Source organism: Microbacterium sp. JAI119 (assembly GCF_013410135.1).
GTDB lineage: Bacteria > Actinomycetota > Actinomycetes > Actinomycetales > Microbacteriaceae > Microbacterium > Microbacterium oxydans.
The window spans coordinates 103,283-116,783 of record NZ_JACCCK010000005.1; the positions used below are offsets into that span (position 1 = coordinate 103,283).

13 protein-coding genes are annotated in these 13,501 nt (G+C 67.3%); 8 read left to right on the top strand and 5 right to left on the bottom strand.

Features of this window, described 5'->3' with window-relative positions:
- Window position 1 precedes the first annotated feature (1 nt).
- Both HDC31_RS17705 and HDC31_RS17710 read right to left on the bottom strand, forming a co-directional pair.
- On the bottom strand, window positions 2-805 hold the full coding sequence (locus HDC31_RS17705; protein ID WP_058632814.1) for a c-type cytochrome: 804 nt from the start codon (window positions 803-805) through the stop codon (window positions 2-4).
- Window positions 806-825: 20 nt separating this feature from the next.
- Window positions 826-1,383 (bottom strand): heme-copper oxidase subunit III, encoded by a 558-nt coding sequence (locus tag HDC31_RS17710; protein ID WP_227751204.1) that lies wholly within the window; start codon window positions 1,381-1,383, stop codon window positions 826-828.
- A gap of 288 nt (window positions 1,384-1,671) precedes the next feature.
- Between HDC31_RS17710 and trpD the strand changes: the two genes are divergently transcribed.
- Both trpD and HDC31_RS17720 read left to right on the top strand, forming a co-directional pair.
- On the top strand, window positions 1,672-2,742 hold the full coding sequence (gene trpD / locus HDC31_RS17715; protein ID WP_046749293.1) for an anthranilate phosphoribosyltransferase: 1,071 nt from the start codon (window positions 1,672-1,674) through the stop codon (window positions 2,740-2,742).
- Between the two features lie 2 nt (window positions 2,743-2,744).
- Window positions 2,745-3,731, top strand: coding sequence for a PHP domain-containing protein (locus HDC31_RS17720; protein WP_174799765.1), 987 nt, complete (start codon window positions 2,745-2,747; stop codon window positions 3,729-3,731).
- A gap of 21 nt (window positions 3,732-3,752) precedes the next feature.
- Here HDC31_RS17720 and HDC31_RS17725 read toward each other — a convergent pair whose 3' ends face one another.
- Window positions 3,753-4,688 carry a 5'-3' exonuclease gene (locus HDC31_RS17725; RefSeq protein WP_058632820.1) on the bottom strand — a complete coding sequence of 312 codons (936 nt, stop codon included), beginning with the start codon at window positions 4,686-4,688 and terminating at the stop codon, window positions 3,753-3,755.
- A 107-nt stretch (window positions 4,689-4,795) separates the two neighbouring features.
- On the opposite strand from HDC31_RS17725, the gene HDC31_RS17730 reads away from it, so the two are divergent.
- Complete coding sequence (locus HDC31_RS17730) at window positions 4,796-5,521, top strand: hypothetical protein (protein WP_113680219.1); 726 nt, start codon at window positions 4,796-4,798, stop codon at window positions 5,519-5,521.
- A gap of 18 nt (window positions 5,522-5,539) precedes the next feature.
- Here HDC31_RS17730 and HDC31_RS17735 read toward each other — a convergent pair whose 3' ends face one another.
- Window positions 5,540-6,139, bottom strand: a complete 600-nt coding sequence (locus HDC31_RS17735; protein ID WP_257022307.1) for a hypothetical protein — start codon at window positions 6,137-6,139, stop codon at window positions 5,540-5,542.
- A 224-nt stretch (window positions 6,140-6,363) separates the two neighbouring features.
- Window positions 6,364-6,912 carry a hypothetical protein gene (locus tag HDC31_RS17740; RefSeq protein WP_113680217.1) on the bottom strand — a complete coding sequence of 183 codons (549 nt, stop codon included), beginning with the start codon at window positions 6,910-6,912 and terminating at the stop codon, window positions 6,364-6,366.
- A gap of 239 nt (window positions 6,913-7,151) precedes the next feature.
- On the opposite strand from HDC31_RS17740, the gene rpsA reads away from it, so the two are divergent.
- The 5 genes from rpsA (at window position 7,152) to acs (ending at window position 13,488) form a co-directional block, all read left to right on the top strand.
- Complete coding sequence (gene rpsA, locus HDC31_RS17745; protein WP_046749289.1) at window positions 7,152-8,606, top strand: 30S ribosomal protein S1; 1,455 nt, start codon at window positions 7,152-7,154, stop codon at window positions 8,604-8,606.
- A gap of 142 nt (window positions 8,607-8,748) precedes the next feature.
- Entirely contained in the window at window positions 8,749-9,597 is an 849-nt protein-coding gene (locus tag HDC31_RS17750) for an ABC transporter ATP-binding protein (RefSeq protein ID WP_046749288.1), read from the top strand.
- Window positions 9,594-10,634 (top strand): aliphatic sulfonate ABC transporter substrate-binding protein, encoded by a 1,041-nt coding sequence (locus HDC31_RS17755; RefSeq protein ID WP_113680216.1) that lies wholly within the window; start codon window positions 9,594-9,596, stop codon window positions 10,632-10,634. Before HDC31_RS17750 ends, HDC31_RS17755 begins: the two co-directional genes overlap by 4 nt.
- Window positions 10,631-11,491 carry an ABC transporter permease gene (locus HDC31_RS17760; protein ID WP_058632237.1) on the top strand — a complete coding sequence of 287 codons (861 nt, stop codon included), beginning with the start codon at window positions 10,631-10,633 and terminating at the stop codon, window positions 11,489-11,491. The genes HDC31_RS17755 and HDC31_RS17760 overlap by 4 nt, the downstream gene beginning before the upstream one ends.
- Complete coding sequence (gene acs, locus HDC31_RS17765) at window positions 11,482-13,488, top strand: acetate--CoA ligase (RefSeq protein WP_113680215.1); 2,007 nt, start codon at window positions 11,482-11,484, stop codon at window positions 13,486-13,488. The genes HDC31_RS17760 and acs overlap by 10 nt, the downstream gene beginning before the upstream one ends.
- The last annotated feature ends 13 nt before the right edge of the window (window positions 13,489-13,501 follow it).

Here is a 13,501-nt window from a genome sequence, read left to right on the forward strand (position 1 = left end):
GTCAGTTGGACTTCGCCGTGATCCACACGGTGACGGCGACGAGCGCGCCGATACCGAAGATCCACACGAACAGGCCCTCGGAGACCGGTCCGAGCGAGCCGAGCGAGAATCCACCGATCTGCACGGACTGCTGCTGGAAGAGCAGTGCCGAGATGATGTCGCGCTTGTCCTCGTCGGACAGGTTCATGTCGCCGAAGACCGGCATGTTCTGCGGGCCGGTGACCATTGCCGCGTACATGTGCAGTGCACTGGTCTCGCCGAGACCGGGAGCGTACTTGCCCTCGGTGAGCGCTCCACCGGCTGCGGCCACGTTGTGGCACATCGCGCAGTTGACGCGGAAGAGCTCCGCACCGTTGGAGACATCGCCCTTGCCGTCGAGGATGTGGTCCGACGGGAACGTCGGGCCAGGAGCCTCGGACTGGACGAAGGCGGCCATGGCGAGGATCTGGTCCTCGGTGAACTGCGGTGCCTTCTGCGGAGCCTGCGGGCCCTGCATCTGCAGCGGCATGCGGCCGGTCGACAGCTGGAATTCGGTGGCCAGCTCACCCACGCCGTACAGGCTGGGGCCGTTGGCGGTTCCCTGCAGGTCGAGACCGTGGCAGGTGGCGCAGTTGGCGGTGAACAGCTTCTTGCCGTCTTCCACCGTCAGCTGCGAGGTCGCAGCCGACTGGGTGTCGGTCGCGGCGAACGCGGCGGTCGCTCCGGCGTACACAGCGCCGGTGATCATGAGGCCTGCTCCGATGAGCGCGGCCGCCGCCAAAGGGCTGCGACGACCGCTGGAACGGCGCTTCTTCTCTCGTGCCATCTCGGGGATCAGCTCCGCTCTTATTTCAGGAAGTAGATAACGAGGAACAGCACGATCCAGACGACGTCGACGAAGTGCCAGTAGTAGGACACCACGATCGAGGAGGTCGCCTCCTTGTGCCGGAAGTTCTTGACCGCGTAGGCGCGGCCGATGACGAGCAGGAACGCGACCAGGCCACCCGTGACGTGCAGGGCGTGGAAGCCCGTGGTCAGGTAGAACGCGGAGGCGTACGAGTCGGCGCTGATCGGCATGCCTTCAGCCACCAGCTGCGCGTACTCCCAGACCTGGCCGGAGACGAAGATGGCGCCGAGAGCGAAGGTGAGGAAGAACCACTCGACCATTCCCCAGCCGAACAGACGACGGCGGCCGGCGCCGTTCTTCTGTCCCTTGCCGATCTTGTAGGGCTGCAGGTCTTCTGCCGCGAACACGCCCATCTGGCACGTGAACGAGGAGAGCACCAGGATCGCAGTGTTCACTGCGGCGAACGGGACGTTCAGCAGCTCGGTCCGGTCCGCCCACAGCTCCGGAGAGGTGCTGCGGAGGGTGAAGTAGATCGCGAAGAGTCCCGCGAAGAACATCACCTCGCTGCCGAGCCACACAATGGTGCCGACAGCTACCGGGTTGGGCCGCTTAATCGTTCTCGCCGCCGGGGCATACGTCGCTGAGGTCGTCACCCCTCCATTATGGCCGATCCGCGGGCGTGATTCTTGCACCTGCGGGCCCAGGATTGCCTGAGTTCGACTTAGGGGACCCTAAGAAAACACTGCGAATAGCCGGTGAATCCGCGGGAAACAAGGGATGGGCGCTGATCGCACGTCCGCCCGGAAGCATCTGCATGTTTTCTCCGCGCCGATAGGATCGCACACATGGCTGATTCCCTGACCTGGTCCGACGTGCTCACCTCTCTGTTGGAGCGCCGCGATCTCAGTGTGTGGGAGTCGACGTGGGCGATGCGCCAGATCATGCAAGGGAGTGTCACCGAGGCTCAGCTCGCCGGCTTCCTGGTCGCACTTCGGGCGAAGGGGGAGACGATCGACGAGATCGTCGGCTTCCGTGACGCGATCCTCGAGGCCGCGGTGCCTCTTCCCGTCTCTCCTGACGTGCTGGACATCGTCGGTACCGGCGGCGATCGCGTCGGTACGGTGAACGTCTCGACCACCGCGGCGATCATCATCGGTGCCACCGGAGTGCCGGTGGTCAAGCACGGCAACCGTGCCGCGAGCTCGGCGTCCGGCTCCTCCGACGTGCTCGGAGCTCTCGGTCTCGAGCTGTCGCTCGATCCGTCGTCGGTCTCCTCCATCCTCGATCGCACCGGGATCACGTTCGCCTGGGCGGGGGCCTTCCATCCCGGGTTCAGGCACGCCGGTTCCGTCCGCGCCGAGCTCGGCGTTCCCACGGTCTTCAACATGCTCGGACCGCTCTGCAACCCGGCCCGCGCGGAGGCCAATGCGGTGGGCGTCGCACAGATCGAGCGCGTTCCCCTCATCACCGGTGTGTTCCGAACGCGTGGCGCGACGGCGCTCGTCTTCCGAGGGGATGACGGGCTCGACGAGCTGACCACCACGGGGCACAGTCGCATCTGGGAGGTCACGCGCGGAGACATCCATGAGCACGATCTCGACCCGCGTGATCTAGGCATCCCGATCGCCGACCTCGCGGACCTGATCGGAGGGTCACCGCAGCACAATGCAGAGGTGCTCAGGCGAACCCTCGCGGGCGAGACGGGCGCGGTGCGGGACATCGTGCTCCTCAACGCCGCCGCGGGCATCGTCGCCTTCGAGCTCTCCCAGGACGCCACACAGGTGCAGCGACCGATCCTCGAACGCCTTCGTGAGGGATACGACAAGGCAGCGGCTGCGGTGGACGACGGCCGCGCCCTGGCCAAGCTCGACCAGTGGATCTCGGTGAGTCGCGAGCTGGCTGCACCGAAGGAGTGACCGTGGATCCCGTCGACGCGCTACTGGAGATCGCATCTCTGCTCGAGCGCGAGCGGGCCTCCCGGTATCGGGCGAAGGCGTTCCGGCAGGCGGCGGCGACGCTGCAGGACCTTCCCGAGGGCGTCCGCGCCGACCCCACGCGGCTGCGCGCGGCGAAGGGGATCGGGGAGTCGACGTTCGCGGTGATCCGGCAGGCTCAGGCCGGGGAGGTGCCGGAGTACCTGGTCGAACTGCGCGGCGATGTCGAGCCGGAGCGGGTATCCGTGCTCCGATCGAAGCTGCGCGGTGATCTCCATGCGCACACTGACTGGTCCGACGGCACCACGCCCATCCCGGTGATGGCCGCGGCAGCGCGTGCGCTCGGGCACGAGTATCAGGCGATCACCGATCACTCGCCGCGACTTCGCGTGGCACGTGGGCTTTCCGCCGAACGGCTGCGGGAGCAGATTCCCTTGGTGCGCAATGAGTCCGGTGAGGGCTTCACGCTTCTGGCCGGTATCGAGGTCGACATCCTCGAAGACGGCACTCTGGACCAGGAGGACTCTTTGCTCGGCGAGCTCGACATCGTCGTGGCGTCCGTGCATTCCAAGCTGCGCATGGACGCACGACCGATGACCGCGCGGATGATTGCCGCGGTGTCGCATCCGCGGGTGAACGTGCTCGGCCACTGCACCGGGCGATTGGTGCAAGGAGAGCGGGGGACCCGCCCGCAGTCGGTGTTCGATGCGACTGCGGTCTTCGCCGCGTGCGCCGAAAACGGCGTCGCCGTCGAGATCAACTCCCGCCCCGAGCGGCAGGATCCACCGGACGAACTGATCGCGATCGCCCTCGAGGCGGGATGCCTGTTCTCCATCGACTCGGATGCGCACGCACCAGGACAGCTCTCTCTGCTCGATCACGGCGCCGAGCGCGCAGAGCGTGCAGGCGTTCCCGCCTCGCGGATCGTCACGACGTGGGGGCTTTCCCGACTGCTCGCCTGGGCGGAGTAGACGCAGCGGCCCCGAGAACGATCAGGACGCGAGGGCGGCCTTCGACACAGCGGCGACCGCGCGCGTCATGGAGCCGCCGAGATTCCACTTCTCGGCCAGGGTGTTCGCCGCGTCGACCTCCGAGGGGTCGAGCACGTGGAGTGGAACGTCCGGCGCAGTGATGGGGAGGGACCTGGCCACCGCGACCACCGTCGGAGCCACGTCGAGGTAGGCGGTCGCTGCGAGGATCTTCGCGCGTACCCCGGCGCTCATGCCTTCTCCCGTCTCGGCAGCGGCGCGGATGCCCTCGAGGTCGGAGTGCGCCTGCAGGAGCGTCGCGGCGGTCTTGTCTCCGACACCGGGGACGCCGGGGAGGCCGTCGGAGGAATCGCCGCGCATCGTGGCGAAGTCGGCGTACTGGGAGGGGAGTACCCCGTACTTCGCGACGACCGTCGCGTCGGTCACGACTTCGAGATTGCTCATGCCACGCGCGGTGTAGATCACACGCACATCGCGGGCATCGTCGACGAGCTGGAAGAGGTCGCGGTCGCCCGTGACGATGTCTACCGGCATCGTGGCGTCGGTGGCCAGGGTTCCGATGACGTCGTCGGCCTCATGGTCGGCGACACCGATGATGGGGATGCCGATCGCAGCGAGCGTCTCGCGGATGAGGGGGATCTGCGCTTCGAGCGGGTCGGGTACCTCTTCGACATCGGGCCCATTCGCGATGACCTCGACGACGCGGTGCGTCTTGTAGCTCGGGATGAGATCTACGCGCCACTGCGGCCGCCAGTCGTCGTCCCAGCAGGCGATGACGTGCGTGGGCTCGTAGAGCGTGACGAGCTTGGCGACGATGTCGAGCAGACCCCGCGCCGCGTTGATCGGAGAGCCGTCCGGCGCGGTCACCTTGTCGGGGACGCCGTAGAACGCACGGAAGTAGAGGCTGGCGGTGTCGAGCAGCATGAGGCGATCGGTCACGAGCACAGTCTGACACGGGTCTCCGACCCGGCACCGGCCCCCTGCGTCGGCGGCGTGGCCCACCAGCCGTGGATGAGACGATCCTGGGTGTCGTGACACACAGGAGTATGAATGCTCTCCCTCGAACGCTGTCCGCTGTGATCCTGGGCGGGGTGGTGCTCGCCGGAGTCCTGGCCGGCTGTGCAGCATCTGCGGGCACATCCCCGGCTCCGGAGTCGACATCCGGCCCCGACGCATCCGATGCCTCGTACGCGCCGCGGGCGGCGTGGCTTGATGCGACGTCGTTCGTGCTGAAGACGTGGGGCGACGCATGCTCACCGCAGATCGGCGACCTCGTGGCGGGGGAGCAGTCGCTGGAGATCGTGCTCGTCGCCGGGCCGGACCAGGCGTGCGCCGCTGTGCAGACGGCGCACGGCCTGTACCTCGGCCTCCCTGCCGGGTTCGACTCCTCCCGCCCTGTCGAGCTGACCGTGACCGAGGTCGGGGGAGAGAAGGCCGAGCTCACCCTGCCGGCACTCGCAACGGGGGAGATCATCCCAGCCGATCGGATGTCGCGGCAGACCCCGGCGGCGGCGTGGATAGACGCGCATGAGCTCGCGATCCTCACATGGGGCTCGTCCACCTGCGTGCCGGCCTCGGGAACGCTGGAAACCGTGAATGCGAAGGAAGGGATCATCCGACTGGAGCCGAGTGCGAACGAGGTGTGCACGATGGACCTGGTCCCGCAGATCACCTTCGTGCCTGCGGAAGGCATCCAGGACGACGCCGTCCTGACCCTCGAGGGCTTCGTCGATGCCGACGGTGCTGCGGCGGTCGTGACTGCCGTGCGATAGCGCGCCTGTCGGTCCGGCTCAGCACCCCGGTGCTGTCGGTCTCTGCTCGCAGGTGTGGGCCACGAGGGCGGTGTGCGCTTCGAAGATGCGTATCTCCCGAGCCGGGCCAGGAATCGTGAGCTGCCCGGTCACCGGGAACCAGCCCCCGCCGAGATCGACCTCTGCGGTGTAACGCACGGTGACGTGGGCCCGGTAGGTGCCGCGCTCGTCATAGGTGTGACTCGTCGTGGTGGGCGTGAACGGTGCCTGGCCGAGCGCTGACCAGGTCTGTCCGCCTGTGCTCGAGGTCGCGGAGGTGCCGTCGCCGTGCACGAACTCATACCCGACAGGCGTGAACCGCACGGTGAGAACCGTGCCGAACAGCGATCCTGAGCGAGTGTGCACCGCTGCTGCAGCGACGAAGTTCGTCGGCATGCCGGCGACGCCGAGGTTGTCGGGCTCTCCCACATTCGCCACGGGATCGGGCGCGAACTGTGCGAGGTCGTCGATGGTGATGGTCGGGGCGGCAGTCGCGTCCTGCGCGGGATCGGTCGGCGGCTCCTCATCGGACACCGCGCGGAAGCACCCGCGGGAGCTGTTCCAGTCGTCGAGGCAGGAATCGAAGTCGAACTCGTGCACGGGGAATCCGGGGCCGGAGGGGGAGGGCGGAGCGTCTCCTCGGGGCGAGCCGCTGTGGGGTGTACCGGAGGAGGGTTGCGTCTGGGTGCCTGAGATCACCACAGTTCCTGCGTTAGTCGACGCCCAGGCCCCATCAAATCCAGCTTGCGGAGGGGGTGGGTCTGGGGGCCCGAGCACAACGACGGAGGCTCCGAACAGGAGCAACGAGGCAAATGGCCGGGAGATCACCCGCATTGGAGGTTCTCTGTTTGAGTGGTCGATGAGATAGCGAGTTTGGTGTCCGTATCGGCTACGACGAACACGATCTCGATCGACTGACGCGGCGGTCGATCCGCCGGGACCGCGGAGGAGCCGTCCGCGTTAGACAACTGCACCTCCGACACGTCGAGACAAGTGCGCGCTGTGACAGTGGCATGCGCGTACTCGATCGGAGTAAAGGCATCAAAAGCGGAGGAGCCGCTCCGAGTGATTCCTGCGGCATAAAACTGGCTGTAGTTCTCACGGGCGGACGCGAGCGCTTCGCCCGTGAGCCAGTCAAAGACTTCTGCAAACGAAGATGGGTCGGTGAGATCGGTGCTGTTCGTCGCGTCCGCATACTCGGTGAACGTCTCCTCCGCGGCGGCATAGGCTTCTTCTTCCGAGGCGAACGCTGCGGTCGGGGTGGGCGTCGGGGCTGGCGACGGCGTGCATCCGGCGAGGACCATGACGCCGAGAACCATCGCGAAGGCGCCGAAGCGGCGGGATGTGGCGGGAGCGGGAGTCGGCGAGATCACCCCGTCACGGTAGTCGGAAGCGCCACGAGCCCGCGGGAGTTATCCACAGTCGGTCGGTCCGCCGAATCCGACTCCTGCTGTATCAGAACTTCTGATAGCCTTAACCGTCACTCGTGGCGTGCATGCGCATGCCCTCGTGGCGAGAAAACCAAAATCCAACTGCTGTGAAGCATGCTGTCGGCCGTGCGCGGTCTTTGCCTCTCAGCCCGAGTCTCCATTCAACAAGGACAACCCACTACATGACTACCGCAACGACCGCCCCGGCCACCAAGCAGGTCGCCATCAACGACATCGGATCTGCTGAGGACTTCCTGGCCGCGGTCGAGAAGACCCTGAAGTTCTTCAACGACGGCGACATCATCGAAGGCACGATCGTCAAGATCGACCGCGATGAGGTCCTCCTCGATGTCGGCTACAAGACCGAGGGTGTCATCCCCTCGCGTGAGCTCTCGATCAAGCACGACGTCGACCCCAACGAGGTCGTCGCTGTCGGCGATCTGGTCGAGGCCCTCGTTCTCCAGAAGGAGGACAAGGAAGGCCGTCTGATCCTCTCCAAGAAGCGCGCACAGTACGAGCGTGCCTGGGGAGACGTCGAGAAGATCAAGGAGAACGACGGCGTCGTCACCGGTACGGTCATCGAGGTCGTCAAGGGTGGACTCATCGTCGACATCGGACTCCGCGGCTTCCTGCCGGCCTCGCTCATCGAGCTGCGCCGCGTCCGCGACCTCACGCCGTACCTCGGCCAGGAGATCGAGGCCAAGATCCTCGAGCTCGACAAGAACCGCAACAACGTCGTCCTGAGCCGCCGCGCGCTGCTCGAGCAGACGCAGTCGGAGTCGCGCACCACGTTCCTGAACAACCTGCACAAGGGTCAGGTCCGCAAGGGTGTCGTCTCGTCGATCGTCAACTTCGGTGCGTTCGTCGACCTGGGTGGCGTGGACGGCCTCGTGCACGTCTCCGAGCTGTCCTGGAAGCACATCGAGCACGCCTCCGAGGTCGTCGAGGTGGGCCAGGAGGTCACCGTCGAGATCCTCGAGGTCGACCTCGACCGCGAGCGCGTCTCCCTGTCGCTGAAGGCGACGCAGGAGGACCCGTGGCAGGTCTTCGCCCGTACCCACGCGATCGGTCAGGTCACGCCGGGTAAGGTCACCAAGCTCGTTCCGTTCGGTGCGTTCGTCCGCGTCGCAGACGGCATCGAGGGCCTCGTCCACATCTCCGAGCTCTCCAGCAAGCACGTCGAGCTGGCCGAGCAGGTCGTCTCCGTCGGCGAAGAGGTCTTCGTCAAGGTCATCGACATCGACCTCGAGCGTCGTCGCATCTCGCTGTCGCTGAAGCAGGCCAACGAGTCGGTCGACCCCAACGGCACCGAGTTCGATCCGGCCCTGTACGGCATGCTCGCCGAGTACGACGAGAACGGCGAGTACAAGTACCCGGAGGGCTTCGACGCCGAGACCGGTGCATGGAAGGAAGGCTTCGACGCCCAGCGCGAGGCATGGGAGCAGGAGTACGCTGCAGCCCAGGCTCGCTGGGAGGCGCACAAGGCTCAGGTCGTCAAGGCGGCCGAGGCCGAGGCTGCGGCCGGCGAAGACTTCGGCGGCCAGTCCTTCACGAGCGAGGCTGCCGGCGCCGGCACCCTCGCCGACGACGAGGCTCTCGCCGCTCTGCGCGAGAAGCTCTCGGGCGGCAACGCTTAAGCAGCATTCTGAAACGGGTCGTCACCTCGCCTTCGGGCGGGTGTGGCGGCCCGTTTCGCATGTCCGGACCGCGGCTGCCCGCCCGTGACGCAACATTACGACCGCATTCGTAACAGGCCACGCGCTCGGCCAGCATGGGCATATGACCACCCTGCTGCCGGCGCCGCATACGACCGATGCCTCTGCGGCGGCCGGTGCAGCGCAGGAAGTGCGGCTCGAAGGTGTAGAACGGTCCTTCCCTCTCGCGCGGGGACGCCGCGACGTCCTGCGCGGCGTGGACCTCGAGGTCTCCGCCGGAGAGATCGTCGCCGTCGTCGGGCCTTCCGGCTGCGGAAAGTCGACGCTCCTCCGTCTGGTCGGCGGTCTGGACTCCCCGACACGGGGCGCCATCCGCCTCGAGGACACACCCGTAGCGGCGGTCGACGACCGCACCGCCGTCGCCTTCCAGGAGCCACGACTGCTCCCGTGGCGCACGATCGCCCAGAACGTCGAACTGGGCCTGCCGCGGGGCACCGCGCGCCGCGCGGGACGCGATCGTGTACGAGAACTTCTGCACCTGGTCGGCCTCGACGATGCCGCCGATCAGCGACCGCGAGAGGTATCCGGCGGGATGGCGCAGCGTGCATCCCTCGCCAGAGCCCTTGCCAGGAACCCCGGTGTCCTGCTGCTCGATGAGCCTTTCGGGGCGCTCGACGCGCTCACGCGCCTGCGGATGCACGATCTGCTGCTGAAGATCCACGCCGCAGAGCCGACCACCGTGCTCCTCGTGACGCACGATGTCGAGGAAGCGCTCTATCTCGCCGATCGCGTCCTGCTCCTGCGCACGCTGAGCGCGACCCGACCTGACGAGTCATCCATCGCCCGCACGATCACCGTGCCAGGCGCCCGTCCCCGTGACCGCGCCGATCGTGGTCTCGCCGACCTGCGCGCCGAGCTCCTCGAGGGCCTCGGCGTAGACACCCACCACCGCACCGCCGAGGAGACCCGATGAGCATCACCACCCGCCGAATCATCCCTGCGATCGCCATCGCGGGGACGATGATGCTCGTGTCCACCGGCTGCGTCGCCGGAGAGAACGCTGCTGCCACCGACGCGAAGCCCACATCCGGCACGACCGAATGGTCGTCCGACACGCTGTCGATCGATTTCGCGACATACAACCCGTTGAGCCTGGTGATCCGCGACCAGGGCATCCTGGAGGACATCCTCGGAGATGACGTCACCGTGGAGTGGGTGCAGTCCGCCGGCTCGAACAAGGCGAACGAACTGCTGCGGTCCGGTTCTGTCGACGTCGGCTCGACGGCCGGCTCTGCAGCGCTCCTGGCCCGAGCGAACGGCTCGCCCATCCAGGTCATCGACATCTTCTCGCAGCCCGAGTGGGCGGCGATCGTCGTCGGACCGGACAGCGACATCACGTCGATCGAAGACCTCACGGGCAAGTCCGTCGCCGCGACCAAGGGGACCGACCCGTACTTCTTCCTGCTCCAGGCGCTCGAAGAAGGGGGCCTGTCGCTGTCGGACGTCGAGGTGCAGAACCTTCAGCACGCGGACGGTCGTGCCGCCCTCGACGGCGGTTCGGTCGATGCGTGGTCCGGCCTCGACCCGATCATGGCAGCCGCCGAGGCGGAGTCGGGCGACAAGCTCGTCTACCGCAACGTCGACTTCAACACGTACGGGTTCCTGAACGCGACCGAGGACTTCATCACGAACCACCCCGACCTCGCGCAAGCGGTCGTGGATGCGTACGAGAAGGCACGGGAGTGGGCGCTGGCGAACCCCGACGAGACGGCAGCGCTCCTCGCCGAGGTGGCAGGCATCGACATCGGCGTCGCCACCACCGTGATCCAGGAGCGTTCGAACCTCGACGTGAGCGGCATCCCGGGTGACGATCAGATCGGCGTCCTGGAGAAGATCGCGCCCGTGCTCGTCGAGTCCGGCGACGTGCAGGGAGGCAAGGAGTCGGTGGACAAGGCGCTGTCCTCGATCGTGAACGCGACGTTCGCCGAGAAGGCGGTCGGCGGCGAGTGAGCGAACTCGACCAGCGCGTGCTCGTGCCCGCGGACTCGCGGGACGCGCTCGACTTCGCCAAGGGCGAGCTCCGACGTCCGAACCGCAGCGCACGACGATCCTGGGACCGCCCCGTCGTGCGGATCGTGGCAGGGCTGCTGCTCCCGGCGATCATCCTGATCGTCTGGCAGGTGGTGACGACGAACGGACTCGTCCCGCCCTACCGTCTGCCCACACCCGTCTCGGTCCTCCAGGCAGGCATCGAGCTGGCCGAGACCGGGCAGCTCTGGACGCACATCGCCATCTCGGTGCAGCGCGTACTGCTCGGATTCGCGATCGGCTCGGTGATCGGACTCGCCGCGGCCGGTGTGGTGGGCCTGTCACGGCTCGGGGACGTGCTGCTGAGCCCGACGCTCGCCGCCGTGAGGGCTGTGCCCTCGTTGGCCTGGGTGCCGCTGCTCATCCTCTGGATGCAGATCGGTGAGGAGTCGAAGGTCACGCTGATCGCGATCGGAGCGTTCTTCCCCGTCTACACGACCGTCGCCTCGGCGCTCCGACACGTGGATCCGCAGCTCGTCGAGGCCGGGCGCTCGTTCAGCCTGCGCGGATGGTCACTGTTCCGCATCGTGCAGCTGCCCGCGGTCGTACCGTCCGTCGTGTCCGGGCTCCGCCTCGCGCTCGCACAGGCGTGGCTGTTCCTGGTGGCCGCAGAGCTCATCGCTTCCTCGATGGGCCTCGGCTTCCTGCTGACCGACTCCCAGAACAGTGGCCGTGTCGATCGGATCCTGCTCTCGATCGTGCTGCTGGCACTGCTCGGTACGGTGACCAACGGAGTCCTCGCCCTGGCAGAGAAGTACCTGCTGCGACGGTGGGTGTGAGCGTGACCGAGGCCCGACTGCAGGAGACACGCGTCTACGAGCCGTCGAACGACTTCCCGGAGGCGAACGTCTCCGGTGAGGCCTATGCGCGCGCGGCAGTGGATCCCGTCGCGTTCTGGGAGGACGCCGCTCGACGCCTCGACTGGGCGAAACCGTGGGACACCGCGCACGAGTGGGAGCCTCCGATCGGAGATGTGGTTCCCGCCGCGCGCTGGTTCGTCGGAGGGCGGATCAACGTGGCCGTCAACTGCGTGGACCGGCACGTCGATGCCGGTCGGGGAGCCAAGGTGGCGCTGTACTTCGAAGGGGAGCCGGGCGACCGCATCGCGGTGACGTACTCCGATCTGCAGCAGCGGGTCGCACGCGCCGCGAATGCTCTCGTGGCGCTCGGCATCGAGCCGGGTGATCGTGTGGTGATCTACCTGCCCGTGCTCGTGGAGACGATCGTCATCACGCTCGCCTGTGCCCGGATCGGAGCCGTGCACTCCCTGGTGTTCGGGGGATTCTCCGCGGAGGCCGTGCGCTTCCGCCTCGAGGACACCGGAGCGAAGCTGCTGGTGACGAGCGACGGACAGTTCCGACGCGGCACCGCCACCGAGGTGAAGTCGACGGCCGATGCGGCGGCCGCGGACCTCCCCGACCTCGAGCATGTGCTCGTGCTCCGACGCACGGGCCAGCAGGTGCCGTGGACCGAAGGTCGGGACGTCTGGTGGCACGAGGTGGTCGACACGGCATCGCCGGCGCACGACGCCCCGGCGTTCGATGCCGAGCATCCTCTCTTCATCATCTACACGTCCGGCACCACCGGGAAGCCGAAGGGACTCGTCCACACGTCGGGCGGATACCTCACGCAGGCGAGCTGGGCGCACTGGGCGCATTTCGACGCGAAGCCCGACGACGTGCACTGGTGCACGGCCGATCTGGCCTGGGTCACCGCGCACACCTACGAGATCTACGGTCCGCTGTCGAACGGGCTGACCCAGGTCATCTACGAAGGCACGCCGGACTCGCCGAACCGGGAGCGGCACCTCGAGATCATCGAGCGCTACTGCGTGACCGTCTACTACACGGCGCCCACGCTGATCCGTACCTTCATGACCTGGTTCGGCGCCGATCTCCCTGGGGGCCACGACCTCTCGATGCTCCGTCTGCTCGGTACGGTGGGCGAGGCGATCAACCCCGAGGCGTGGGTATGGTTCCGGAAGAACTTCGGCCGGGATGCGCTGCCGGTGATCGACACCTGGTGGCAGTCCGAGACCGGTGCCGCGATGATCGCCCCGCTGCCGGGCGTCACGCGCCTCAAGCCGGGCTCGGCCTCGGTGCCGCTCCCGGGGATCGATGCCGCGGTGGTCGATGCCGAGGGGCATCCGGTCGAACCGGGACGTTCGGGGACGCTCGTCGTGCGCCGACCCTGGCCGGGCATGGCCCGCACCGTCTGGGGTGATCCGGAGCGCTATCGCGACTCGTACTGGTCGGCCTACGCCGGTCGGGGAGAGTTCGGCGGCTTCTACGTCGCCGGCGACGGGGCGACCGTCGACATCGACGGGTACATCTGGATCCTCGGGCGACTCGATGACGTCGTCAACGTCTCGGGTCACCGACTCTCCACCATCGAGATCGAGTCGGCCCTCGTCGCTCACGACACCGTCGGCGAAGCCGGTTCAGCCGGGGTCTCCGACCCCGTCACCGGCCAGGCCGTCGTCGCGTTCGTGACGGCTTCGGGCCGGGCCGAGGTGACGCCGGCCGACCTCCGCGCTCAGGTCGCGCGGTCGATCGGCCCCGTCGCCAAGCCGAAGCACATCGTCGTGGTCCCCGACCTGCCCAAGACCCGGTCGGGCAAGATCATGCGCCGGCTCCTGGCGCAGCTCTGGGAGGCCGAGCAGGCACGAAGGCAGGGTCGCGAGGCCCTGCAGCTCGGTGACACGACGTCGTTGCAGAATCCCTGGGCCGTCGCGGACATCGCCGACGTGCTCTCCACAGCGGAACTGCGCTCTTGAACTCCGCTTCTGA

What these genes read in the sequence shown, in the direction of transcription:
- HDC31_RS17705 (WP_058632814.1), bottom strand. Translation starts at nt 805, where the DNA reads ATGGCACGAGAGAAGAAGCGCCGTTCCAGCGGTCGTCGCAGCCCTTTG.
- HDC31_RS17710 (WP_227751204.1), bottom strand. Translation starts at nt 1,383, where the DNA reads ATGTTCTTCGCGGGACTCTTCGCGATCTACTTCACCCTCCGCAGCACC.
- trpD (WP_046749293.1), top strand. Translation starts at nt 1,672, where the DNA reads ATGGCTGATTCCCTGACCTGGTCCGACGTGCTCACCTCTCTGTTGGAG.
- HDC31_RS17730 (WP_113680219.1), top strand. Translation starts at nt 4,796, where the DNA reads ATGAATGCTCTCCCTCGAACGCTGTCCGCTGTGATCCTGGGCGGGGTG.
- rpsA (WP_046749289.1), top strand. Translation starts at nt 7,152, where the DNA reads ATGACTACCGCAACGACCGCCCCGGCCACCAAGCAGGTCGCCATCAAC.
- HDC31_RS17750 (WP_046749288.1), top strand. Translation starts at nt 8,749, where the DNA reads ATGACCACCCTGCTGCCGGCGCCGCATACGACCGATGCCTCTGCGGCG.
- HDC31_RS17755 (WP_113680216.1), top strand. Translation starts at nt 9,594, where the DNA reads ATGAGCATCACCACCCGCCGAATCATCCCTGCGATCGCCATCGCGGGG.